We start from the raw sequence: 24,800 nt of genomic DNA, 5'->3' as shown, positions 1-24,800 counted from the left end.
GAGTTGTGCCGAAAGGGCACTCCGGGCTCCTATCCTAAAGCAGTCTATCGTTTCCATCTCTGTGCTTAGCTGCTTCACACAGTATAACACAAGTGAGCGGAGGATTCTCAAGCTAAGGGAAGGTGGCACCTAAGGAAAATAGATGAAGCGGCTTCTGCACCGCCGCTGGCACAGCAAAAAACGCGGGAATCAAATTCCCGCGTCTCTGAACAATTTATCAATAGATCCGCCTTCAATGATAATGCGTGTGGCTTCTGCCAGCATCGGTGCAACGGACAGCACTTTATAGCGGGTAGAGTGGTCGTCAGGCAGCGCAATCGAGTCAGTGACAACAATCTCATCAATATTGTCATGATCCATGCGTGTCAGCGCATCACCGGAGAACAGCCCGTGTGTCGCACAGACAATACTGTTGCCGGCTCCCCGCTCCTTCAGGCCCTCAACCACATTCACAATTGTCGTGCCGGTATCGATCAGATCCTCGATGATGATTGGCGTTCTTCCCTCAACATCTCCTATCACATGCGTGATGACAGATTCATTATGTGCCGGACGTTTCTTGATCATAATTGCAAACGGTGAATCCAGACGGCTGGCCAGCTTCTCGGCCATGGAGGCACGTCCTGCATCCGGGGAAACCACCACAGGGTTCGAGATATTCTTAACCTTCAGGTAACCGCTGATCAGATCAAGCGCAGTCAGATGATCCACCGGAATGTTGAAGAAGCCCTGAATGGCGGCCGCATGCAGATCAATGGTAATGACCCGGGTCGCCCCTGCGGTGGTCAGCACATCGGCAACCATTTTGGCCGAGATCGGCTCGCGGGGTGCAGATTTACGCTCCTGCCGGGCATAGCCGTAGTAAGGAACGATAATATTCACCGTTCTTGCCGAGGCGCGTTTGGCGGCATCAATCATCACAAGCAGCTCTACGAACAGCTCATTAATAGGATGAGCGAGGGATTGCACCAAAAATACGTCGCAGTTCCGGATGCTCTCCTCATAATGCACATAAATCTCACCGCTCTTGAAACGGGTCAGCTTAATCGGGCTGAGGGGTGCACCAAGACGCTCCGCAATATCTGCGGCCAGCTTCGGATTTGACGAACCGGAAAAAATACGCAATTGATGATGCTGCATAATACCCTCCTGGGATCATAATTTAGATCATAATTTAAGCTCAAACGGTACCGATGAACGGCGCCGGCCTTCAAACACCGCCAGCTCGCGGAAGCCGGTATTCCATAGCAGGCTGCGGGCTTCCTGCAGCCCGTCACCCAGCTTGGCCGGGTCGTGGGCATCAGAGCCGAGTGTAAGCGGAATGCCCAGCGTAAACGCCTCCTGCAATACATGCTCCGCCGGGAACATTTCGGCACAGGGCTTGGTCAGGCCGGAAGCATTCAGCTCCATGGCAATCCCGCTTGAGGCGATCGCCTTCAGCGCGCTAAGCTCCAGTTCCCTGGCTTCAGCCTTCTCCTCCGGAGTCTGCGGGCCGTAGCCAAACCGTTTGATCACATCCATATGTCCTATAATATCATATAATCCCGATAACGCCGACTTCCGTACGGCATCATAATAACGGCGGTATACCTCCATTACATCCTTGCCTTCCCAGCCGCCGGTCTGCCGGTGATCCGTAATATCCCACTCCCCGAGAAAATGCACAGAGCCGATCAGATAATCCCACGGATAGGGTGACAAAAGCTCACGGATCTGCTCCTCATAGCCTTCAATATAATCCGCCTCCAGCCCTACACGCAGATCAATGATTCCGCGGTAGCGCTCCTTCAGTGTCAGGCATTCCTCGACGTACCGCGGAAGCTCGGACAGCGGCATTGCCATTTCAGGGTAGTAGCTGTCCGGATCCACATGAATCAGCGGCAGATGATCGGACAGGCCCAGCTGCTGCAGGCCCAGCTCAATCCCGCGCTGCACATACTCCTCCAGCTTCCCTACCGCATGACCGCAGCGCTCATGATGGGTATGATAGTCGATATGCATCCTTCTACCTCCTCCTAGTCGCGGCGCGGACGTTCGTGGCGGGCGCTCAGCTCGTCCAGAATCTCATCCAGCGGCAGCTTGCGCTCCTGCAGGAGCACCAGCAGGTGATAGATCAGATCACTCACTTCGAGGCGGAGCTCGGCATTGTCTTTATTTTTGGCGGCGATAATCGTCTCGGAAGCTTCCTCGCCCACCTTTTTAAGGATCTTGTCTACACCTTTATCAAACAGATAGGTGGTATAAGCACCCTCCGGACGCTCGGCTTCCCGCTCCGCAATCACCCGCTCCAGCTCGCCCAGTACGGCAAAACGCCCTTCATCTGCACCTGCGGTGCGCTGAGGCGCAGCTGCCGCCTGACCGGTAAGCGGGATTTCGCGGTAAAAGCATGTATTTTCACCTGTATGGCAGGCAGGTCCCTCTGGAACCACCTTCACCAGCAGTGTATCACTGTCACAGTCGTAATGAATGGAAGTAATCGCCTGGGTGTTGCCCGAGGTTCCGCCCTTGTGCCACAACTCACTGCGGGAACGGCTCCAGAACCAGGTCTGGCCGCTCTCAAGCGAGAGCCGCAGCGACTCCGGATTCATGTAGGCGAACATCAGCACCTCCAGCGTACGTGCATCCTGAACAACAGCAGGCAGCAGCCCGGATTCGTTCCAGCGGATATTTTCAATAATGGCTTCTTGTTCTTGGCTCATCGGATTTCTACCCCTTTAGACTTCAAGTCTGCCTTCAGATCATGAATTGCAATTTCTTTATAATGAAAAATAGTAGCGGCAAGCCCTGCATCGGCCTTACCTTCGGTAAATACATCGTAGAAGTCACCGATCTTCCCGGCGCCGCCGGAAGCGATGACAGGAATGCCTACCAGGCTGCTCACCGCCGCTGTCAGCTTCAGGTCGAATCCGTCCTTGGTTCCGTCGGCGTCCATGCTGGTGAGCAGAATCTCGCCGGCGCCCATCCGTTCAGCCTCTTTCGCCCAGGCCAGCGCCCGGATACCGGTTGGCTTGCGCCCGCCGTGCGTGTACACTTCCCATTCGCCCCAAGCCTCATTATATTTGGCATCCATTGCCACTACAATACACTGGGAGCCAAAGCGGCGCGCCCCTTCAAGAATAAGCTGGGGATTGTTGACTGCGGCCGTATTGATGCCGATTTTATCGGCACCGGCGCGCAGAATCCGCTTCATATCGTCCGGAGTCGAGATGCCGCCGCCGACCGTAAAAGGAATCGCGATCTCCCCGGCGGTCTGGCGGACAACCTCCACCATGGTCGCCCTCCCTTCCACTGAGGCGGAAATATCCAGGAACACCAGCTCGTCAGCACCTTCACGGTCATAAATCGCCGCCAGCTCCACCGGATCCCCGGCATCGCGAAGATTAACAAAATTCACACCCTTGACTACCCGCCCGTCCTTTACGTCCAGGCAGGGAATGATACGTTTGGCTAACATGCGGCATCCCTCCAAAAGTAAAACCTTACCGTGTAAAATTTTCAGTAAAAATACTTAAAATCAAAAAAATTCGATCAAACCAACCAAACCTAGAGGCTTTTTCGATTAATAAAAGACTGGACCTTTAAGGCTTTTTTGATCAATAAAAGACTGGACCCTTAAGACATTTTCGATCCCCCTAAATCCCCCTTAGCCAAGGGGGACCCCAAGGGCCCCGGCCCTCTGGACACCCGGATAGCTGTCTTAGGAGAAACCGAGGCGCACCCGGCAACAAGGAGCATGCAGCGTAGCCCCTGCGGGGCCGCTCAAACAATAGGTGCTCCTGCCAATTTGCAAAACAGCAAAAACGAAGATTGGAAACTGCAAAACTGCAAAGCTGCAAAGCTGCAAAACCCTTTAAATTCTACTTGCTTCTATCTCTGCCCAAGCGCCGAAAGCGCTTCGGTCAAATTGATATTGCCGGTGTACAGCGCCTTGCCGACGATGGCCCCGCCGATTCCGCTTCCGCTATGTAAGTTAAGACGCAGCAGGTCATCCAAGACGGTAACGCCGCCGGAAGCAATGACTGTCCGTCCGCTGGCAGCAGCCATGGAGAGGATACCTTCAATGTTCGGGCCCTGCATCATGCCGTCGCGCGAGATGTCGGTGTAGATGAACGTTTCCGCCCCCTTGCCCGCGAGCTCTTTTGCCAGGTCCTCGGCACGCACTTCCGAAGTGTTGAGCCAGCCGTGGGTTGCCACATATCCGTTCCGGGCATCGATCCCGATAGCTACCTTATCCCCATACTTAGCCAGCACAGCTTCCGTAAAGGCATGGTCATTGATGGCTGCCGTTCCGATAATCACCCGGCTGACGCCGAGCCCGAGCAGCTTCTCCACATCAGCCAGCGAGCGCAATCCGCCGCCGACCTGTACAGGAACATTCGCGTTTTTGGCGATAGCGCCGATGATAACATCATTTACCGGATGGCCGGCTTTGGCACCGTCCAGATCAACGAGGTGGATGAATTTCCCGCCTTGCTCTTCCCACGATTTTGCCACCTCAACCGGACTGTCGTTGTAAATCGTCTCTTGGGCATAATCCCCCTGCTGCAGTCTTACACACTTTCCATCCCGGATATCAATTGCCGGATATACGATAAAAGAAGACATCTGGCGCCCCTGCTTTCCCTATAATAGATTAATAGCGTGCTTACGCCCGCTTCTGCCCGTTCTTGATCTGCAAAAAATTGCCCAGCAGCTTCATGCCCAGCTCCCCGCTTTTCTCCGGGTGAAACTGCATGCCGTACACGTTATCCCGTCCGACTACTGCCGTTACCGGATGCCCGTAATCTGTGACAGCAATCAGGTCACTTTCCTGCTCCACCTGTGCATGATAGGAGTGGACAAAATACACATGCCCTTCTTCAAGCCCCTCAAGCAGCGGACTTTGCGGCTGGCGGAAGCTTAAGCGGTTCCAGCCCATATGCGGCACCTTGAAGCCTTCACGTGCAGCGAAGCGGACGACTGCTCCAGGAAGCATATCCAGTCCGGTATGCTCTCCGTGCTCCACGCTGCTGCTGAACAGCAGCTGCATGCCCAGGCAGATGCCGAGTACCGGCTGGCCGCCGGCGGCAGCCTGCTTCACGATCCCGTCGAGACCGCTTGCCCGCAGCTGCTCCATTGCATCGCCAAACGCACCGACTCCCGGCAGGATGACGCTGTCCGCTGCAAAAATCTCTTCAGCCTTGCCTGTCACCAGACTTTCGTAGCCCAGCCGCTCCACAGCTTTGCTGACACTGTGCAGGTTGCCCATGCCATAATCGACGATTGCAACGGTCATGCTACAGCACTCCCTTCGTAGAAGGCACACCCTTTACTCGCGGATCGATCAGTGTCGCCTCATCCAGCGCCCGGCCCAGCGCTTTGAATACTGCCTCAATCATGTGGTGGGTATTGGAGCCGTAGTGCACAATAACGTGCAGTGTAATCCGTGCCTCCAGCGCGAACTTCCAGAGGAACTCATGTACAAGCTCCGTAGAGAAGCTGCCCACCTGCTGTGACGGATACTCGGCGCGGTACTCAAAATGCGGCCGGTTACTGATATCGATCACAACCTGCGCCAGTGCCTCATCCATCGGAACAAACACGCTGGCATAACGTTTGATTCCTTTTTTATCCCCCAGCGCCTCACGCAGCGCCTGTCCCAGACAAATGCCGATATCCTCGACAGTGTGGTGGTCATCAATATCAATGTCACCGCGGGCCTGCACCGACAGGTCGAACTGGCCGTGCTTGGCGAACAGATCCAGCATATGATTCAGAAAAGGCACATCTGTTTCCAGCTCGGCAACACCGCTGCCATCAACGCCAAGCGACAGCTTAATGTCCGTTTCATTTGTTGTGCGGCTAAGGCCGGCCTTGCGTTCCGCCAGCTCCTTATTGTTATTCTCCATCTTCTGCTCCACCCTTCGCTTCGTTCTCCAGTCTGATTTGAATTGCCCTTGCATGGCCCTCCAGACCTTCACGTCTGGCCAGCTCCATAATCGTCTCCCCGTCACGCAGGAGCGCTTCCTTACTATAGTAGATCAGGCTTGATTTTTTTATAAAATCGTCCACATCAACCGGCGAAGCAAACCGCGCCGTACCGTTGGTCGGTATAATGTGGTTCGGTCCGGCAAAATAATCGCCCACCGGCTCCGAGCTGTACGGGCCGAGGAAAATCGCCCCGGCATTCTCGATGCTGCCCAGCAGGCCCATCGGATCAGCCGCCACAACCTCCAGGTGCTCCGGTGCCAGCCGGTTGACTACCTCAATGCCTTCCTGCAGCGAGTCCACGACGATAATCGCGCCGTGGTTCTCGACGCAGGCGCGCGCCACTGCCTCGCGCGGCAGCTCCTTAAGCTGCCGCTCCACCTCGGCAGCCACGCTGTCCGCCAGGCTCTGCGATGGCGTCACCAGAATGGCCGAGGCCATTGCATCATGCTCGGCCTGGGAGAGCAGGTCGGCCGCGACGTAGGCCGGCTCGGCGGTATCGTCGGCGAGCACGACGATTTCACTCGGTCCGGCGATGCTGTCGATATCGACAGCGCCGTAGACCTCGCGTTTGGCGAGGGCAACATAGATGTTGCCCGGCCCGCAGATCTTATCGACCGGCACGATGCTCTCTGTGCCGAAGGCCAGGGCGGCGATGGCCTGGGCGCCGCCTACCCGGTAAATCTCGTTTACGCCCGCTTCAGCGGCGGCAACGAGAATGTAAGGGTCAATCCCCGCCTTGCCGCCCGTGGCCGGCGGGGTGACCATGACGATCTCCGGCACACCGGCAATCTGTGCCGGAATGACATTCATCAGCACGGACGACGGATAAGCCGCCGTGCCTCCGGGAACATAGACGCCCACCCGCTTCAGCGGGCGGATGATCTGGCCGAGGATCGTGCCGTCCGGCTGCAGATCCATCCAGGAATTTCGCTTCTGGCGGGCGTGGAACGCCCGGATGTTAGCCGCTGCTGCGCGGATCGCGGTAACGAATGAATCCTCCACCTGGCTGTACGCAGCCTGCAGTTCCTCAGGTGTCACCCGCAGCTCGGCTGCAGTCAGCACCGTGCGGTCAAACTGCTCCGTGTACCGGAGCAGCGCGGCATCGCCTTCTTTTTTTATAGTAGCTACGATTTGTTTTACGGTCTCGTTCTGCTCCGGCGTTCCGTACTCCACATCCCGCTGCAGCTTAAATTCCTTGCTCGACTTCACCTTCACCGCCGCTTCCCCCTTTTGCACATGTAAAGCTTTGTTCCTGTATCCCAGCGCCTTCTATCTTCGTGAGGCTGGCTGTTGCTTAGCTTCCCGTTATTATTTCAGCTGTAGCCCCGGCTCGCCGATAACGGCCTGCAGACGGTCGCACAACTGCTGGATTTCATTATTTTTCATCCGGTAGCTTACCCGGTTAGCCACTAGGCGGCTCGTAATTTCGAAAATGCTCTTCATCTCGACCAGCCCGTTATCCTTCAGTGTCTGGCCCGTCTCCACCATATCGACGATGCGGTCTGCCAGACCGATCAGCGGCGCAAGCTCAATGGAGCCGTTCAGCTTCACAACCTCTACCTGCTGGCCCTGCTCCCGGAAATAACGTGAAGCGACATTCGGATATTTGGTGGCTACCCGCTGCTGAATGCCCGGCTGCCAGTTAGGCAGGCCGATAATCGACATCCGGCAGCGTGCAATGCCCAGATCAAGCAGCTCATACACATCGCGATCCTCTTCCAGCAGGACATCCTTTCCGACGATTCCAATGTCCGCTACGCCATATTCCACATAGGTAGGCACATCAACGGGCTTGGCCAGAATAAATTCCATCCCTGCTTCAGGCAATGATATGACCAGCTTGCGCGACTCCTCCCCGTCCGGGGGAATCGGCAGGCCCGCCTGGCGGAACATCTCCGCCGCTTTATTGTAAATCCGGCCTTTCGGCATGGCTACCTTCAATATCTGCCCCATGTCACTTGCCTCCGTTTCTTATCACTCTTTACTACTGTATAAGTTCATCCGATCCTCTTCAGCTCAGCCATGCTCGCTTACAAAAGACACGAAGGTATAGATCTCACCGTACTGCCCGCCATCTGCCAGAACCCGCTCCGGGTCAAGCCGTTTTACGGTCTTCAGATCCTCCGGGCCTGCGGCAAGTCGGGTCACCACCATGTGCCCCTCGGACCGCAGCCTTGCGGCTTCCGCAAGTCCTTCTGACCGCCGCTGCGCGTCATACTGGATCAGAACCGGCAGCTCCTCTTCCTCCTGCATACCCGTCACCCCGTCCAGAATCCGGTTCGTTTTCAGGGAGAAGCCTGTTGACGGAACCGCCCGGCCGAACTGCTGCAGCAGGTTGTCGTAACGCCCCCCGCTGCATACCGGGAAGCCAAGCTCAGACGCATAGCCCTCAAATGTCATTCCGGTATAATAGGAGAAATCACCGATCATGGTCAGGTCGATCAGCACATGCTCCGACACTCCATAGGACACGAGCACTTCCCACACCTTGCACAAATGCTCGATGGAGGTACGTGCCAGCGGATGGCTGCTGAGCTCCAGCGCCTGCCCGCAGATTTCCTTGCCGCCGCGCAGGCGCAGCAGTCCGTACAGCTCATTCTTCTGGGCATCCGTCAGGTCCAGCCGCCGCAGCGTATCTCTGAAGGCTACATAGTCGCGGCCGAGCAAATGGCTCTTGAGCTCCTCCTGCGCCTCCGGCAGGTTCGGTACTGCTTCCTGGAACAAGCCGTCAAGGAAGCCCACATGGCCCATGGCAATCTTGAAGGACTTCACGCCTGCTGCCTGCAGCGAGGCAATCGCCAGCGCAACAACCTCGGCATCCGCCTCAGGAGAATCATCACCGACCAGCTCCACACCGGTCTGGAAGAATTCCGCCTCCCGGCCCGCCTCCTCTTCAATAGCCCGGAAGACATTGGCGTGGTAAGACAGGCGCAGCGGAAGCGGCTCATCCTTGAGCAGGGAGGATACCACCCGCGCTACCGGAGCTGTCATTTCTGAGCGGAGCACCAGCGCCTGCCCCCGGTTGTTCAGCAGTTTATAAAGTTTCTGGTCGGATGTAGAACTGGCCACACCAACCGTATCGTAATATTCCAGTGTAGGGGTTATCATCTGCTGATATCCCCAGCGGCTCATGCAATGCAGCACATCGTGTTCAATCTTGCGCAGCTTCTTGACTGCGCGCGGCAGATAATCGCGCACACCCGCCGGTTTTTCGAATCCCTTCGGCTTGGACATCTTCATTAGTCACCTCGTCAGAGTTCATAAAATATATATGTAATTCGCTTTACTATGGTAAAGTGGTAGTAAAGTAAAGTGGTGGGAACATCGTATCATGGACTGTCTTCCTACGTCAATAATACCTTACCTTTACGCGGATAACACCTGTCCTTCCGGCCACTCTCTTTACTTACCCAACTTCATACTTCATATCTTTGCCACTATGCTGAACGGATACTATAATGAATGATATAAATTGAACGCTATATTTGCTGTATAGGGATAGGACGTGACTCCAGAGAATATTTGGACTTCCGGCCGCTGTTGTCTACAGATTTCTTAATTTATACCGTTCTTAACGGTTGAAATCCCCAGACTGATTATGCTTACGTAGCGAGCTTTTCTGCAAAAAGCTTTCAGGCGGTCGCTAACGCTCCTACAGTTCCAAAATTCCCCTCCGCCACTTAACCCTTTTTTTAGTTTCTAGTTCAATTTATATAATATAAATCCACAGCATTTTTTGCATTCAGCGTTCCAAGTATCTATTCTCAAGCAGAAAGAAGGACTGTGAACTTGAATCCATCGTATATGATCGGCGTTGATATTGGAACTACAAGCACCAAGTCCGTCCTTTTCAGAGAGGATGGAAGCATCGTCACTCAGGCGAGTGAAGGTTACCCGCTGCATCAGCCTTCGCCTTCAGTCGCCGAGCAGGACCCGGATCAGATCCTGGATGCTGTCCTTCATACGATAGCAGCAGTGATGCAGCAAAGCGCAATCCGTCCGGACGGGCTGCTGTTTCTCTCCTTCAGCTCCGCGATGCACAGCGTAATCGCTGTTGATTCTGCCGGCAAGCCCCTTACCGCCTGTATCACCTGGGCCGATAACCGGAGCAGCGCTGCTGCCGCCCGTCTCAAAAATGAGCTGAACGGACATGAGCTGTACCTGCGCACAGGCACACCGGTTCACCCCATGTCACCTATTACCAAGCTGATGTGGCTGGGTGAGGAGCAGAAGGAGCTGTTCCGGCAGACTTATAAATTCATATCCATTAAGGAATATGTCTTCGCCAAGCTGTTCGGTAAATATGTTGTCGATCATTCCGTTGCTTCCTGCACCGGCATGTTCAATCTGGAGAACCTCGACTGGGACCCGGAGGCACTGCGTATTGCCGGAATAACCGCTGACCGGCTGTCCGAGCCTGTGCCGACTACCCGTGTAATCCAGGGGCTGCTTCCCGGCTTTGCAGAGCAGCTTGGACTGCTTGATTCCACACCATTCGTTATCGGAGCAAGCGACGGGGTACTGTCCAATCTTGGCGTAGGCGCAATTGAACCTGGTGTAGTTGCTGCTACCATCGGTACGAGCGGCGCCATTCGTACAGTAGTCGACCGCCCGCTGACTGATCCGAAGGGCCGGATTTTCTGCTATGCGCTGACCGAGAATCACTGGGTGATCGGCGGTCCGGTGAACAATGGCGGCATGCTGTTCCGCTGGGTGCGCGATGAGTTCGCCGCCTCGGAAGTGGAAACCGCGAAGCGCCTCGGTATTGATCCTTACGAGGTACTCACGCGTATAGCCGAACAGGTGCCTCCCGGCAGCAACGGGCTGCTGTTTCATCCCTATCTCACCGGTGAACGCGCCCCGCTATGGAATCCGGATGCACGCGGCTCCTTCTTCGGGCTGAGCATGACCCACCGCAAGGAGCATATGATCCGCTCCGTGCTGGAGGGCGTCATTTTTAACATGTACACCGTACTCCTGGCCATGGAGGAGCGCATCGGCCGCCCAAGCCGGATTCTCGCTACCGGCGGATTTGCCCGCTCCTCCCTCTGGCGGCAGATGATGGCCGATATTTTTGACCAGGAGGTCATCATACCGGAGAGTATTGAGAGCTCTTGTCTTGGAGCCGTCGTGCTGGGGCTGTATGCCACCGGGCGGGCCGGATCGCTCGATATTGTATTTGATATGATCGGCTCTACTTACCGGCATGAACCCGTAGAAGCACATGCCAAGATCTACAAGCAGCTCCTGCCTATCTTTATCTCTGTCTTCCGCAGCCTGGAGAGCCAGTATGAAGCTATAGCCCAGTTCCAGCGTGAACAGGCCGGAGAATAGGCAGCTACCCCTCCATAATGAAAAAGCGCCGGCATAGTCTGTATCATACAGACCATGCCGGCGCTTTATTTGTATTTAAACGGCTGCTTTGGATTTCGGTTTCTGCGGCGCGGAGCCGAAGAGCACCCAGGCCGGCTTAACATAACGGAAGGCTACAGCTACAACCACCCATGAGAGCAGGAGTGCCGCCAGAAAGCCCCCGGCGATAGCCGCCGTATAGGCCAGCGAACCGCCGTGAAACGGGATTTTCCGGTAAATAAACAGAACCGCCGGATGTACGAGATAAATACCGAACGAGCACGCGCCCACTGAGATCAGCATACGCGTCAGCAGGCTGCGGCCCGCTCCATAGAGCAGGAAAGACAGCTGCAGCAGCACCAGACAGGACAGCAGCGCATGAAGGTTAGAAAAGCCCTCATACCAGAGGCTGTTAATCACTGTCTTCTTGGTATAATTGTTGAACCACAGCTGCACATGGATAATGCCTGCCGCCGCCCATAACAGCCACAGTGCAATCCAGGCCCCGCCTCTGCCGGATTTCCAGCCCTCACGGGAAGGGATCAGCCATTTTTTCAGAGAGCTGTAGTACACGGCAACCGCCGCTCCCAGCAGGAAATAGGAGAAATAAGTGATCGAGAGACTGCCCTTCGACAGCTGCCAGTATCCGTTGTTCGTCATATATTTGTTCAGCAGCACGAAGCCCCATTGCAGGGCAAGCCCAATGACCGGTGCCCAGGCTGCAAGCTTTCGGGCCTTTTGCAGGCACCACAGCATAAGCGGAAACAGCACGTAGAACTGGATAATAATAATGATGTAATACAGATGGGTATAAGCCGTTCCCGTCCAGAGGTACTTCCACAGCTTGGCTGCCATATCCTCCAGCGGCATGTTCCAGGTATGCCCGGCCGTCATTTTCAGGATGAAATACAGCAGCGAAAAAATGAAATAAGGCACAATAATATAAATCAGCCGCCGGCTATAAAATTTCCCCAGTGTCTTCCCGCTGAGCGGACGGTCGATATAGTTATAAAACAGTACAAATCCGCTTAAAAATACAAAAGACGGCACTGCAAACTGGCTGAATTTATTGATGAACAAAAACGGATGAAACATGCCTGTGTCCAGTGTCTCCGATAATGTCCGTGAAGTGGCGTGAATCGCCAGTACCGCAAAAATTGCAATTGCCCGGAAAATATCCAGCTGCGGAATTCTTTCCTTTTGTCCCATTTACCTTCCTCCTGTTAAGCTCCGCATCTCTGATGCTCATAACCCAGCTTATAATTAGTCCCTTTTACAGCCCGTGATTCTCTTTCATCTCAGAGCGCACCTGCCCGCTTCCCGTCTGTCTCACCTTAGCATCAGGGGACAGCGAACGCGGCACATTGCCAAAAGCAATCCAGCCTAGCGGAAATCTGCGGAAGGCAAACTGCACAATAATCCAGCTGCCAGCCAGCGCAACCAGAAGTCCGCCATAGATAAATCCTACATAGAGCAATGAATCAGGCGAAATGCCGTAGCGGAACCGTCTGTACACAGCGAGCAGCAGCGGATGAATCAGATAGATTGCGAACGACAGCTCCCCCAGCCTTGTCAAAAAAGCAACCAGCCTGCGCGGAGCCTTCCTGTAGAGCAAAAAAGTTACGTACAGCAGCACCAGCGCCGACAGCATTGTATGCACGTTCCACAGCAGCTCGTACCACAGCGAATCAGTCCAGTTGCCGAAGCGGCGGGCTTCATACCATAACTGGACGTGGATAAAAGCTGCCGCCAGCCACGCGGTAAACAACAGCACTGTCAGCCTTTTATGCAGAGCCGTAAGTCCCCTCCAGGACGGCATCAGCCATTGCTTCACCGATTCGAAGTGAATGGCAATATAAGCACCAAGCATATAGTAAGCCAGGTAAGAAATCGCCAGACTGCCCTTCTCCACTATATGAAGCTGATATTTGTTCCAGAAAATAAACCCCCACTGCAGCGTCAGCCCAAGCGGAAAAGCCCACTTTACCCAGAATCCTGAACTTTGCAGCAGCTTCAATAATAAAGGAAACAGCAGATAGAACTGGATACTGATAAAGACAAAATACAAATGCGCATATGCTGACCCTGAAAAAAGCGCTCCAAGAAAGCCGGACAGGTTCTCTGACGGCTGCTGCATCAGTACCCCATTCACATATAATGTCAACGCATAGTAGCCGATTGAGGCAAGCAGATAGGGCAGCAAAATGTACTTCAGCCTGCGCCGGTAAAAGCTGCCGATCAGACTTTTCGAAACCGGACGCCCGTAATAATTGTAGAACAGCACAAAGCTGCTGAGAAAAATAAACGACGGTGTCCCGAACTTGAAAAAGATATTGATCCAGTTAAGCCAGTAATAAAAGGGTGAATTCAGCGCCTGCTCCCCGGCGGCAAAAGATGAAGAATGCACATGCAGAACGCCTGTAATCGCCAAGGCGCGGTAAATATCCAGCTGCGGCAGTCTTTCCTGTCTGGCTTCATTCATGATAATTATCCTCTTCTCTGCTTATTATGGCTGTTCATATAGACGCCAAGCGAGCGGAACATGATGACTGAACCCATCAGGAGGCCTTCCTATGCTGTTTATTCATTCTGATGTACATTCTGCAGCGTCCTTGTGTCAGCTACACCTTTATCATAAGTACAAGTATACCGCTTCTTTCGCTGCCGGGGCACTTAAAGCTTTCTGAATTTTTTAAGACAGATTAGTGAGTATCCGCTATAGCTATAGGCGATGTACATTAAAATAACCCTGCAGCTTCTGCGCCGGTACACGCATTCTGAAACTGCAGGGCTATTCCGGTATCCTGTCTGTTATTCTTCTTCCTGCAGCACTCCTGCGGAAGCCGGACGCAGCTCCCGGAGCGGATTACCACCGACAAAGGAGCCGGGGGCCACGTCCTTATGTACTACCGAGCCTGCGGCAACAACGGCCCCGTCCCCAATCGTAACGCCCGGCAGAATGGTCGTGTTCGCTCCGATCAGTACATTTTCACCGATAATGACCTCACCCAGACGATACTCCTTGATGAGATACTCATGCGCCAGAATCGTCGTATTGTAGCCAATAATTGAATTTTCACCGACCGTTATCTTCTCCGGAAAAAACACATCGACCATCGCCATAAGGCCGAACGCCGTATGCTTTCCCACCTTCATGCCGAGTATGCTGCGGTAAATCCAGTTTTTGACCGGCAAAATCGGACAGTACCTGGCAATCTGGATAAAGATGAAATTGCGCACACCCTTCCAGGGACTGACCGTACGGTAAATATACCAGAGCGAGTTATGCCCCTCGACCGGATAACGGGTAACTTTTCTCACGGTTCATTTCACCCTTGCTCCACAATAGTCAGTAAATCGGTCATGTCATGAATGATATAATCCGGATTATATTTACGCAGCGTCTCTTCCCCTTTAAGCGACCACGAGACTCCGGCAACACGAACGCCGGCTGCCTGGGCTGATTGGATATCGACTGCACTGTCCCCGACCATAAGCGTATGCTTCGGATCTGCATTCAGGTTGCGAAGTGCTGTCAGCACCGGCTCCGGGTGTGGCTTGGCGTGTTCTACGTCGTTCACGGTAACAATGGTCTCCATGTACTTGAGCAGATCAAACATCTCCAGCGCTCTAAGAGTAGTCGGCCGAATCTTAGTAGTGACAATACCCAGCTTGATCCCGCGTCGCAGCAGCTCGTCCATCGTCTCATTCACACGCGGAAAGGCTGCAATCAGCTCATCATGGTGAGCGTTGTTATAAGCACGGTAAGACAGTTCAAGTACACTTGTATCCACCAGCCCGGAGAAGGTGCTAATCTGCTGCTGCAGCGTTGTCCCCATATGAGGAATAATCTGCTCCCGGCTTAGCGGGGGCAGATTATTCTCCTTGAGCGCATGCATAAAGGAGTTGATGATCAGCTCGTTAGTATTAACAATCGTTCCATCCAGATCGAACAACACATATTCTATCATTTCAATATTTACTCCTTACGTTGCTCATTCTCCGCTTTGTCTGCTTCAGACTGTACATCCTGCGGGGCTTTCTGCGTAACCGCGGCATGCTCCGGCACAACCGGTTCACTGGCTGCAGCCTTGGTGCTGACAATAGGGTCAGAATAATAAGCATTCGCCTGGCCGGTCACTCTGCGTACGACAATAATGATAATCGCCGCGATGATAATCAGCAGGGCAAGCAGCTGTGAGATACGGATGTTCCCGTATGCCGGATCGAAATAGCCCTGTTCAAAGCCCAGCCATTTCATCGGGCTCCAGAGCCCGTCAATCAGTGAAGCTACACCGCTGCTTCCGTTGAAGCCCAGGCTGTCGGTACGCAGCGCTTCAATGAAGAAACGTCCAATGGAGTACCAGATGAAGTAGGACAGGAAGATCTCACCGGCCCGTACGAATTTCTGGCGGCGCAGTACCATCAGCAGCGCAATCCCCAGCAGACTCCACAGTGATTCATACAAAAACGTCGGATGGTGAAACGCATCACCTATGTACATTTGATTAACAATGAAGTCCGGCAGATGCAGCTTGTCACGCAGGAAAGACTCTTCGATCGGCCCGCCATAGGCTTCTTGATTAACAAAGTTGCCCCAACGGCCAATCATTTGTCCGGCAAGCAGACTCGGTGCGCATATATCCACGATTCGCCAGAACGGATAACCCTTATAGCGGAAATAGATAATGCCACAGATAATAGCTCCGATTAAGGCGCCGTATATGGCAATACCGCCGTTCCAGATTTTAAAGACATCAATCAGGTTGTCCTTGTAATCGTCCCACATGAAGGCAACGAAGTAGATCCGCGCACCGATAATGGCCGAAGGCACACCCAGCAGCAGCAAATCCATGAAAAATTCCTGCGGAATATTAAACCGTTTACCCTCCCGGATGGCCAAAAACAGGCCTACAAGCGCCCCGGTCCCCAGGATCAGACCGTACCAGTGTACCGGAAGCGACCCGATGGAGAAAACAATGGGATTAATCGCCAATGAGAAAAACATGTTCACATACTCCTCCTAGTCCAGATCATCCATGTCCTCAGAGATGGTGGCTGTAAGTTTATTGGTAAACTGAAGAGCTGCGTTAAAGCCCATTTGCTTCAGACGGTAGTTCATGGCCGCAACCTCAATAATAACGGCAAGATTTCGTCCCGGACGTACCGGAATGGTTACAAGTGTAACATCCGTATCTATAATCCGTGTGGTCTCCTCGTCCAGTCCCAGACGGTCATATTGTTTGTCCTGCTGCCATGCTTCAAGACGTACAACAAGCGTTATCCGTTTGTGATTACGGATGGCACCTGCACCAAACAAAGTCATTACATTAATAATCCCGACCCCGCGGATTTCCAGGAGGTGGCGGATCAGCTCAGGCGCGGTTCCATGCAGCTGATTATCCGAGGTTTGGCGGATTTCCACTGCATCATCGGCAATCAGGCGGTGTCCGCGTTTAACCAGCTCAAGTGCCGTTTCACTTTTACCGATACCGCTGCTGCCTGTAATCAGCATCCCCACACCGTTAACATCGACTAGAACCCCATGAATGGTTGCAGTAGGAGCCAGTCTGCCTTCCAGGAAGCTGGTCAGCCTGCTGGAAAAAATCGTTGTCGCCATCGAGCTGCGCAGAACCGGAAGCCCCTTCTCATTACTGGTGTCAATCAGCTCCTGCGGTACATCCAGTGCTCTTGTAATTACAATACATGGTGTATTGTCAGTGCAAATTCCCTCGATGCGGCTCTTACGCTCTTCCTCGGGAAGCATGGAGAAGAACGCCAGCTCTGTTTTGCCGAGCAGCTGCACGCGCTCTTCTGGGTAATATTCGAAATAACCGGCCATTTCCAGCCCCGGACGGTTGAGGTCATCCACTGTTATCGGTCTTTTGAGACCTTCATGCCCGGAAACCACTTCTAATTGAAAATGCTGTACCAATTCAGATACTTTTACCTTCTTAGCCATGTATGTTCTTCCTTTCGTCGCCTGCGGTAAGTCCGCTGTCCGCGTCTGGATAGCTATTCTTATAAACCCAACCGTAGGTAATTCTCCTGCTATCTTAATGGATAATGTCTATGAATGCAATCTTAATGCCTGTCTCTCTGCTTATTCCCGCCGGGGCCAACATATCAAAAAGGCCGCCCTTTCAGGCGGCCTCTCTCAAGCAGGGAAGATACTGCTATCTTAGCCCAGCAATACGTTCAGTTCGGATTCTTTATCGAAGATATGAACTTTGTTCATATCGATTGCCAATTTTGGCTTGCTGCCTTCACGGGTAGTGGAACGTCCGTCTACACGGGCGATTACAGTTCCTGTGCCCACGCCGCTCAAGTAGAGGAGCATTTCGTGACCAAGGTTTTCTGTAACGTCTACCAGGGAAGAGAAGATTGTGTTAGGGGAAGCTTCCAGGAATACTGGCTCTTCATGGATATCTTCCGGACGAAGACCAAGAATTACTTCTTTACCGATGTAGCCCTTGCTGCGCAGGATTGTTGCTTTGCCGCCTGGAACTTCAACATCCAGGTTTTCAGCGCGGAAGCGAACTGCACCGTTAACATCGCTCAGGGTACCATTGATAAAGTTCATTGTAGGGGATCCGATGAATCCGGCTACGAACAGGTTAGTAGGCTCATTGTACAGCTCTTCAGGGGAAGCAGCCTGCTGAATGATACCGTCGTACATAACTACGATACGGTCACCCATTGTCATAGCTTCTGTCTGGTCATGCGTTACGTAGATACAAGTGGTTTCAAGACGTTTAACCAGCTTAGTGATTTCGGCACGCATCTGACCACGGAGTTTAGCATCCAAGTTGGAGAGCGGCTCATCCATCAGGAAGACTTGCGGATCGCGGACAATCGCACGGCCCAGAGCGACACGTTGACGTTGACCACCGGACAGAGCCTTAGGTTTACGTTCCAGCAAGTGCTCGATATCGAGGATCTTCGCAGCTTCGCGTACTTTCTTGTCGATTTCTTCTTTCTTCACTTTACGCAGTTTCAGACCGAATGCCATGTTCTGATATACGCTCATGTGCGGATACAATGCGTAGGATTGGAATACCATCGCGATGTCGCGGTCTTTAGGAGCAACGTCATTAACTACACGGTCGCCAATGTACATTTTTCCTTCAGAGATTTCTTCCAGACCTGCGATCATACGCAGTGTTGTGGATTTACCGCAACCGGAAGGACCAACCAGTACGAGAAATTCCTTATCTTTAATATCAAGATTGATATCCATTACTGTTGCTTTATCGGAACCCGGGTATTTTTTGAAAATGTGCTCTAAACGTACGCCTGCCATTGTATTTCCCCCTCGAGTTAATTAATTAGGATAAAAATAAATCGCTTTCTTGTACATTTATCTTACCCCAGACGTGCAGAACTGGCTATTTGTAACGTTCACAAAAAACCTATTTTCTTTTCGTCACTTTATACAATAACATGGCTAACTTCACAATGGCCGCATCTCCGAAGCTCCGTACATCAGCTCCCGTTTCCTGCTTGATCTTATCCAGCCTGTACAGCAGTGTGTTGCGGTGGATGTACAGCTTCTTGGCCGTCTCACTTACATTGCAGTCCATTTCAAAGAACGTCTCCAGTGTAAGAAGCATCTCCTTGTCCGCCAGTACAGAAGAATAATCGCCGATCTGTCCAAGCAGCTGCCGCCGCCGGCTGTCGGGAATGCTATTGATCAGGCGCTCCATATGCAGCTCCCACGGTAGATGGATATAATCACCGACCTGAAAGATCCGGCCAAGCACTATAGTCTCACGCAGAAGAGCCACTGAGCCTGTCAGGCCTTTTACCGGAATAATTGCCGGGGCCACAGCCAGATGGAATACCCCCACCCACTCACTGGCAATCAGCTCATGCAGTCCCATGCAGGTCTGTGCCAATATCTCATCTTCACTTTCTTCCTCGTCTTCCTTATCATCTCCGCCGGTGAGCAGTTCCTTACGGGCCAAAATTAGCCATTCCTTCTCCTGCAGGGGGATAAGCAAAATTTCATTTTCGAAATAATTGCGCAGCAGCTTCATTAATGTGCGGTAGGTCATCTGCGGGTTATGCATATTTTCACTGACCAGCAGAAAAGGAATCATATCTCCGAATAAACGGCCCTTAAGTGCCATATCATCAGGTATTTCTGCATCAATCTTTTCCTGCTCCAGCTGGGAGTTAAGCCAGACGCTGAGCTGACGCGCCTCTACCTCGCCCTCTTCCTTAATGCCGGTAGCCTTGAGGGCGACAGCATAATTACGAGCCGCATAATTGACCAATTGCAGCTCCAGCGGAGACAGACCTTCCATCTCGACCCAAAGTGCGGTGAACCGGCCCTCATTCTCATACAAAGGAACCCATAGATGTCCTTCATGCGTAACCGGCTGGTCCTGCTGTTCAGTACCTGCACCAAAAAGGGAAGCCGAATGCTGCCTCCCGAGCTGTTTGATTCCGGTTCTTTTTCCCGTGAGCTGCTCCAACCTTTGACGCAAAGCCTCACTATCCATAGTCACCATGCTCCACCACTTTTGCTCTTTTCGCCTATTTTATCATATTTTGCAATAAGATGCGGCAAGGCCCTTCTAAAGGATATTGAGATCTAACATGAATTCTTTTAATCAGTGCTTTCATTACTGTAAACTGCATATTTGGACATTGGAAGTTTAGGGGGATTAAGCTTTTTAAGCACTTTATTCATCCAGATTCCGGCAATCGCCCCTTCACCCATAGCAACCGTAGCCTGTTCGGCATGAACAGCAAGATCACCAGCTACCCAAAGATGCTCGACATTTGTCATTAAAGAGCGCTTATTGGCTTCCACATGTTTATTCTTATGGAGTGTTACTCCCAACTGGGTAGCAAGCTCCGAATGAACGGGATTTTTGCCAAAAGCTATAAACCCCCGCTCAGCCGGAACCGTTTCCCCATCCTTCAGAACAACCTGCCTGATATATCCGTCATTTTCATGAATAACCTCTGCAGCTGCCTTTTCAATGTACCTGATTCCCTCATCAAGGAGACGGTCTATATTTTCTTGAGAAACAGGGTCACGTTCATGATTGATATAAGTAAGATCCCCGGTACGCTCTCGTAAAACAAAAGCCATATTCGCACCGGCATCACCAGAGCCCAGAAGGACCGTCTGCCGGTTCTCAATTTCGTAGCCGTCGCAGTCAGGACATACGTAGAGGGTTCTGCCCATGGTTGCTTTTATTCCCGGAACTTCCGGGAAACGGTCCATTACCCCTGTTGCAAGCAGCACGGTTGTCCCATTATACTGTTGTCCCTGCTGTCCTGTTAACAGGAAGTGATCCGCCCTCTTTTGCGCCGTAACGATTCTGTCCGTTATAAAGTCCACACCTGCTGTCTGAGCTTGCTGCCTGCCTCTATGGCGCAGCTCCTCACCCGATATACCATCCGGCCAGCCAAGTATATTATGATAGCTCCGGCACAGCGTTGATCTTCCCACGCCCGCATCAATGACCAGTACACGGTGCACAGAGTAGCGTCCTAATTGTATAGCTGCTTGAAGGCCGGCAAACCCGCCTCCAACAATAATCGCATCATATCTCACTGGAATACCCTCATTTCTGTTCGTTATTATAAACTTATAATTAAACGAAGCAGAAATTTTTAAACTGGATATTGAAATAAAATGAAAATGTTCCAGAAAACACAAAAAAGCCACCATCCGGAGATGATGACTTTCTGTTTGGAATGAGCCATGAAGGACTCGAACCTTCGACACCCTGATTAAAAGTCAGGTGCTCTACCAACTGAGCTAATGGCTCATAAAACTGGTGGAGGCTGATGGATTCGAACCACCGAACACGTACGTGAGCAGATTTACAGTCTGATGCGTTTGGCCACTTCGCTAAGCCTCCACAATATGGTGGCGCGGGAGGGAATCGAACCCCCGACACAAGGATTTTCAGTCCTTTGCTCTACCGACTGAGCTACCGAGCCATAAAAACAAGCCGAAAAAATAAAAATGGCGGAACCGACGGGATTCGAACCCGCGATCTCCTGCGTGACAGGCAGGCATGTTAGGCCAACTACACCACGGTTCCGCATTTGTAAAAAGAATGGTGCCGGCGAGAGGACTTGAACCCCCAACCTACTGATTACAAGTCAGTTGCTCTACCAGTTGAGCTACACCGGCACGGTGTAAAAGTGTACTAATGATGAAAATGGTGGAGGCTGAGGGGATCGAACCCCCGACCCTCTGCTTGTAAGGCAGATGCTCTCCCAGCTGAGCTAAGCCTCCGGGAATATGGTAGCGGCAGAGGGGATCGAACCCCCGACCTCACGGGTATGAACCGTACGCTCTAGCCAGCTGAGCTACGCCGCCACAATAATTAGGTTATGGATTTAGGAATGGCGGAGAGAGAGGGATTCGAACCCTCGCACCGCTTACGCAGTCTAACCCCTTAGCAGAGGGTCCCCTTATAGCCACTTGGGTATCTCTCCAAACGATCTGGTGCCATGTAAATCCATACAGGAACTTGATTCCTGAAAACTGAATCCGAAACGAATCTGCGATTTATCTATTGGATAAGCCCTCGACCGATTAGTATTGGTCAGCTCCATGCATTGCTGCACTTCCACCTCCAACCTATCTACCTCGTCGTCTTCAAGGGGTCTTACTAATTGGGAAATCTCATCTTGAGGGGGGCTTCACGCTTAGATGCTTTCAGCGCTTATCCCGTCCGTACGTAGCTACCCAGCCATGCTCCTGGCGGAACAACTGGTGCACCAGCGGTACGTCCATCCCGGTCCTCTCGTACTAAGGACAGCTCCTCTCAAATTTCCTGCGCCCACGACAGATAGGGACCGAACTGTCTCACGACGTTCTGAACCCAGCTCGCGTACCGCTTTAATGGGCGAACAGCCCAACCCTTGGGACCTACTTCAGCCCCAGGATGCGATGAGCCGACATCGAGGTGCCAAACCTCCCCGTCGATGTGGACTCTTGGGGGAGATAAGCCTGTTATCCCCAGGGTAGCTTTTATCCGTTGAGCGATGGCCCTTCCATGCGGTACCACCGGATCACTAAGTCCGACTTTCGTCCCTGCTCGACTTGTAGGTCTCGCAGTCAAGCTCCCTTATGCCTTTGCACTCTTCGAATGATTTCCAACCATTCTGAGGGAACCTTTGAACGCCTCCGTTACTCTTTAGGAGGCGACCGCCCCAGTCAAACTGCCCGCCTGACACGGTCCCCGTACCCGTTTAGGGTACCAGGTTAGAACCTAGATACGATCAGGGTGGTATCCCAACGGCGCCTCCACAGAAGCTTGCGCTCCTGCTTCTACGGCTCCCACCTATCCTGTACAGATCGTACCCAAATTCAATATCAAGCTGCAGTAAAGCTCCATGGGGTCTTTCCGTCTTGTCGCGGGTAACCTGCATCTTCACAGGTATTAAAATTTCACCGGATCTCTCGTTGAGACAGCGCCCAAGTCGTTACGCCATTCGTGCGGGTCAGAATTTACCTGACAAGGAATTTCGCTACCTTAGGACCGTTATAGTTACGGCCGCCGTTTACTGGGGCTTCGGTTCATAGCTTCGGGTTACCCCTAACCACTCCCCTTAACCTTCCAGCACCGGGCAGGCGTCAGCCCGTATACTTCGCCTTGCGGCTTCGCACAGACCTGTGTTTTTGCTAAACAGTCGCTTGGGCCTTTTCACTGCGGCCCCCTCGGGCTATTCACCCTACCGAGGCACCCCTTCTCCCGAAGTTACGGGGTCATTTTGCCGAGTTCCTTAACGAGAGTTCTTCCGCGCGCCTTAGAATTCTCTTCTCGCCTACCTGTGTCGGTTTGCGGTACGGGCACCTTCTCCTGACTAGAGGCTTTTCTTGGCAGTGTGAGATCATGACCTTCGCTACTATAATTTTCGCTCCCCATCACAGCCTAGCCTTACGATGTGCGGATTTGCCTACACACCAGCCTCACTGCTTAGACGGACATCCATCAGTCCGCGTCACTACCCTCCTGCGTCACCCCATCGCTCATAACGGATTACGGTGGTACAGTAATTTCAAACTGTTGTCCTTCGACTACGCCTGTCGGCCTCGCCTTAGGTCCCGACTTACCCTGAGCGGACGAGCCTTCCTCAGGAAACCTTGGGCTTTCGGCGGATCAGATTCTCACTGATCTTTTCGTTACTCATACCGGCATTCTCACTTGTATGCTGTCCAGCGCTCCTTACGGTACACCTTCAACCCACATACAACGCTCCCCTACCCCTGATGCAAAGCATCAAGCCATAGCTTCGGTGGTGTGTTTAGCCCCGTTACATTTTCGGCGCAGAGTCACTCGACCAGTGAGCTATTACGCACTCTTTAAATGGTGGCTGCTTCTAAGCCAACATCCTGGTTGTCTGTGCAACTCCACATCCTTTCCCACTTAACACACACTTGGGGACCTTAGCTGATGGTCTGGGCTGTTTCCCTTTTGACAATGGATCTTAGCACTCACTGTCTGACTCCCGGCAAGAAGTTAATGGCATTCGGAGTTTGACTGAGCTTGGTAACCCTTGCGGGCCCCGCACCCAATCAGTGCTCTACCTCCATCACTCCATTCACCGAGGCTAGCCCTAAAGCTATTTCGGGGAGAACCAGCTATCTCCGAGTTCGATTGGAATTTCTCCGCTACCCCCACCTCATCCCCGCACTTTTCAACGTACGTGGGTTCGGGCCTCCAGTGCGTGTTACCGCACCTTCACCCTGGACAGGGGTAGATCACACGGTTTCGGGTCTACGTCCACATACTAAGTCGCCCTATTCAGACTCGCTTTCGCTGCGGCTCCGGCTTCTCACCTTAACCTTGCATGTTAAACGTAACTCGCCGGTTCATTCTACAAAAGGCACGCCATCACCCATAGATCGGGCTCTGACTTTTTGTAAGCACACGGTTTCAGGTTCTATTTCACTCCCCTTCCGGGGTGCTTTTCACCTTTCCCTCACGGTACTGTTTCACTATCGGTCGCCAGGTAGTATTTAGCCTTGACAGATGGTCCTGCCGGATTCATACGGGGTTTCACGTGCCCCGCACTACTCGGGATCCGTCTCGGAGAGAACACAGTTTAGGTTACAGGGCTTTTACCTCTATCGCGGGCCTTTCCAGACCTCTTCACCTACCATATTCCTTTGTAACTCCATGTGAGACGTCCCACAACCCCAGGAGGCAAGCCCCCTGGTTTAGGCTGTTCCGCGTTCGCTCGCCGCTACTGACGGAATCACTATTGTTTTCTCTTCCTCAGGGTACTTAGATGTTTCAGTTCCCCTGGTCTGCCTCTGCGTATCCTATGTATTCAGATACGAGTAACTGCGAATTACCACAGCTGGGTTTCCCCATTCGGACACCCCCGGATCAAAGCTTGCTTACAGCTCCCCGAGGCAGTTTCGTTGTTCGCCACGTCCTTCGTCGGCTCCTGGCGCCTAGGCATCCTCCGTGTGCTCTTATTAGCTTAACCAT

20 protein-coding genes, 8 tRNA genes and 1 rRNA gene are annotated in these 24,800 nt (G+C 52.7%); 1 reads left to right on the top strand and 28 read right to left on the bottom strand.

Features of this window, described 5'->3' with window-relative positions; translation table 11 throughout:
* Window positions 1–189: 189 nt before the first annotated feature.
* The 10 genes from AC4G46_RS00805 to AC4G46_RS00760 all read right to left on the bottom strand — a co-directional run bounded on the left by AC4G46_RS00805 (window position 190) and on the right by AC4G46_RS00760 (window position 9,204).
* Window positions 190–1,140, bottom strand: a complete 951-nt coding sequence (locus AC4G46_RS00805) for a ribose-phosphate diphosphokinase (protein ID WP_039869041.1) — start codon at window positions 1,138–1,140, stop codon at window positions 190–192.
* 27 nt (window positions 1,141–1,167) lie between these two features.
* Window positions 1,168–2,001: a histidinol-phosphatase HisJ gene (gene hisJ / locus AC4G46_RS00800; protein WP_491126269.1), complete on the bottom strand. Its 834-nt coding sequence runs from the start codon at window positions 1,999–2,001 to the stop codon at window positions 1,168–1,170.
* A 14-nt stretch (window positions 2,002–2,015) separates the two neighbouring features.
* On the bottom strand, window positions 2,016–2,699 hold the full coding sequence (gene hisIE, locus AC4G46_RS00795; protein WP_491126268.1) for a bifunctional phosphoribosyl-AMP cyclohydrolase/phosphoribosyl-ATP diphosphatase HisIE: 684 nt from the start codon (window positions 2,697–2,699) through the stop codon (window positions 2,016–2,018).
* A complete protein-coding gene (gene hisF, locus AC4G46_RS00790; protein ID WP_491126267.1) occupies window positions 2,696–3,454 on the bottom strand; it encodes an imidazole glycerol phosphate synthase subunit HisF in 759 nt (252 codons plus the stop codon). Before hisF ends, hisIE begins: the two co-directional genes overlap by 4 nt.
* Before the next feature lie 413 nt (window positions 3,455–3,867).
* Complete coding sequence (hisA, locus tag AC4G46_RS00785) at window positions 3,868–4,605, bottom strand: 1-(5-phosphoribosyl)-5-[(5-phosphoribosylamino)methylideneamino]imidazole-4-carboxamide isomerase (protein ID WP_491126266.1); 738 nt, start codon at window positions 4,603–4,605, stop codon at window positions 3,868–3,870.
* A gap of 40 nt (window positions 4,606–4,645) precedes the next feature.
* Entirely contained in the window at window positions 4,646–5,275 is a 630-nt protein-coding gene (gene hisH, locus AC4G46_RS00780) for an imidazole glycerol phosphate synthase subunit HisH (protein ID WP_491126265.1), read from the bottom strand.
* 1 nt (window position 5,276) lies between these two features.
* A complete protein-coding gene (gene hisB / locus AC4G46_RS00775) occupies window positions 5,277–5,888 on the bottom strand; it encodes an imidazoleglycerol-phosphate dehydratase HisB (RefSeq protein WP_491126264.1) in 612 nt (203 codons plus the stop codon).
* A complete protein-coding gene (hisD, locus tag AC4G46_RS00770) occupies window positions 5,878–7,185 on the bottom strand; it encodes a histidinol dehydrogenase (RefSeq protein ID WP_491126263.1) in 1,308 nt (435 codons plus the stop codon). The genes hisB and hisD overlap by 11 nt, the downstream gene beginning before the upstream one ends.
* Before the next feature lie 93 nt (window positions 7,186–7,278).
* Entirely contained in the window at window positions 7,279–7,923 is a 645-nt protein-coding gene (gene hisG, locus AC4G46_RS00765) for an ATP phosphoribosyltransferase (RefSeq protein ID WP_491126262.1), read from the bottom strand.
* A gap of 63 nt (window positions 7,924–7,986) precedes the next feature.
* A complete protein-coding gene (locus tag AC4G46_RS00760; protein ID WP_491126261.1) occupies window positions 7,987–9,204 on the bottom strand; it encodes an ATP phosphoribosyltransferase regulatory subunit in 1,218 nt (405 codons plus the stop codon).
* A 570-nt stretch (window positions 9,205–9,774) separates the two neighbouring features.
* On the opposite strand from AC4G46_RS00760, the gene gntK reads away from it, so the two are divergent.
* A complete protein-coding gene (gntK, locus tag AC4G46_RS00755) occupies window positions 9,775–11,304 on the top strand; it encodes a gluconokinase (protein WP_491128757.1) in 1,530 nt (509 codons plus the stop codon).
* Window positions 11,305–11,379: 75 nt separating this feature from the next.
* On the opposite strand, the gene AC4G46_RS00750 is transcribed toward gntK, so the two are convergent.
* The 18 genes from AC4G46_RS00750 to AC4G46_RS00665 form a co-directional block, all read right to left on the bottom strand.
* Window positions 11,380–12,531, bottom strand: coding sequence for an acyltransferase (locus AC4G46_RS00750; protein ID WP_491126260.1), 1,152 nt, complete (start codon window positions 12,529–12,531; stop codon window positions 11,380–11,382).
* Window positions 12,532–12,595: 64 nt separating this feature from the next.
* Complete coding sequence (locus AC4G46_RS00745) at window positions 12,596–13,804, bottom strand: acyltransferase (protein ID WP_491126259.1); 1,209 nt, start codon at window positions 13,802–13,804, stop codon at window positions 12,596–12,598.
* 329 nt (window positions 13,805–14,133) lie between these two features.
* The gene (locus tag AC4G46_RS00740; protein ID WP_491126258.1) at window positions 14,134–14,643 is read right to left on the bottom strand and encodes an acyltransferase; all 510 of its coding nucleotides are present in this window, start codon (window positions 14,641–14,643) and stop codon (window positions 14,134–14,136) included.
* An 8-nt stretch (window positions 14,644–14,651) separates the two neighbouring features.
* Entirely contained in the window at window positions 14,652–15,293 is a 642-nt protein-coding gene (ppaX, locus tag AC4G46_RS00735; protein ID WP_491126257.1) for a pyrophosphatase PpaX, read from the bottom strand.
* A gap of 8 nt (window positions 15,294–15,301) precedes the next feature.
* Window positions 15,302–16,330 carry a prolipoprotein diacylglyceryl transferase gene (gene lgt / locus AC4G46_RS00730; protein WP_491128756.1) on the bottom strand — a complete coding sequence of 343 codons (1,029 nt, stop codon included), beginning with the start codon at window positions 16,328–16,330 and terminating at the stop codon, window positions 15,302–15,304.
* Between the two features lie 15 nt (window positions 16,331–16,345).
* Window positions 16,346–17,284, bottom strand: coding sequence for an HPr(Ser) kinase/phosphatase (gene hprK / locus AC4G46_RS00725; protein ID WP_090718642.1), 939 nt, complete (start codon window positions 17,282–17,284; stop codon window positions 16,346–16,348).
* Window positions 17,285–17,503: 219 nt separating this feature from the next.
* Window positions 17,504–18,625, bottom strand: a complete 1,122-nt coding sequence (locus AC4G46_RS00720) for an ABC transporter ATP-binding protein (RefSeq protein WP_068721650.1) — start codon at window positions 18,623–18,625, stop codon at window positions 17,504–17,506.
* 109 nt (window positions 18,626–18,734) lie between these two features.
* On the bottom strand, window positions 18,735–19,802 hold the full coding sequence (locus AC4G46_RS00715; RefSeq protein ID WP_491126256.1) for a PucR family transcriptional regulator: 1,068 nt from the start codon (window positions 19,800–19,802) through the stop codon (window positions 18,735–18,737).
* A gap of 134 nt (window positions 19,803–19,936) precedes the next feature.
* Complete coding sequence (locus AC4G46_RS00710) at window positions 19,937–20,896, bottom strand: NAD(P)/FAD-dependent oxidoreductase (RefSeq protein WP_491126255.1); 960 nt, start codon at window positions 20,894–20,896, stop codon at window positions 19,937–19,939.
* 144 nt (window positions 20,897–21,040) lie between these two features.
* Window positions 21,041–21,113 (bottom strand) — tRNA-Lys (locus AC4G46_RS00705).
* 7 nt (window positions 21,114–21,120) lie between these two features.
* Window positions 21,121–21,206, bottom strand: a tRNA-Tyr gene (locus AC4G46_RS00700).
* 6 nt (window positions 21,207–21,212) lie between these two features.
* A tRNA-Phe gene (locus AC4G46_RS00695) sits at window positions 21,213–21,288 on the bottom strand.
* A 26-nt stretch (window positions 21,289–21,314) separates the two neighbouring features.
* Window positions 21,315–21,392 (bottom strand) — tRNA-Asp (locus tag AC4G46_RS00690).
* A gap of 16 nt (window positions 21,393–21,408) precedes the next feature.
* Window positions 21,409–21,484 (bottom strand) — tRNA-Thr (locus AC4G46_RS00685).
* 29 nt (window positions 21,485–21,513) lie between these two features.
* A tRNA-Val gene (locus tag AC4G46_RS00680) sits at window positions 21,514–21,589 on the bottom strand.
* 7 nt (window positions 21,590–21,596) lie between these two features.
* A tRNA-Met gene (locus AC4G46_RS00675) sits at window positions 21,597–21,673 on the bottom strand.
* Between the two features lie 27 nt (window positions 21,674–21,700).
* A tRNA-Ser gene (locus AC4G46_RS00670) sits at window positions 21,701–21,792 on the bottom strand.
* Window positions 21,793–21,872: 80 nt separating this feature from the next.
* Window positions 21,873–24,798 (bottom strand): 23S ribosomal RNA (locus tag AC4G46_RS00665).
* Window positions 24,799–24,800: the final 2 nt, after the last annotated feature.

The sequence above is a fragment of the Paenibacillus sp. fava2 genome, assembly GCF_058313675.1.
The sequence above is the reverse complement of the archived record's forward strand: the minus strand, read 5'-3'. Positions and strand labels throughout refer to the sequence as shown.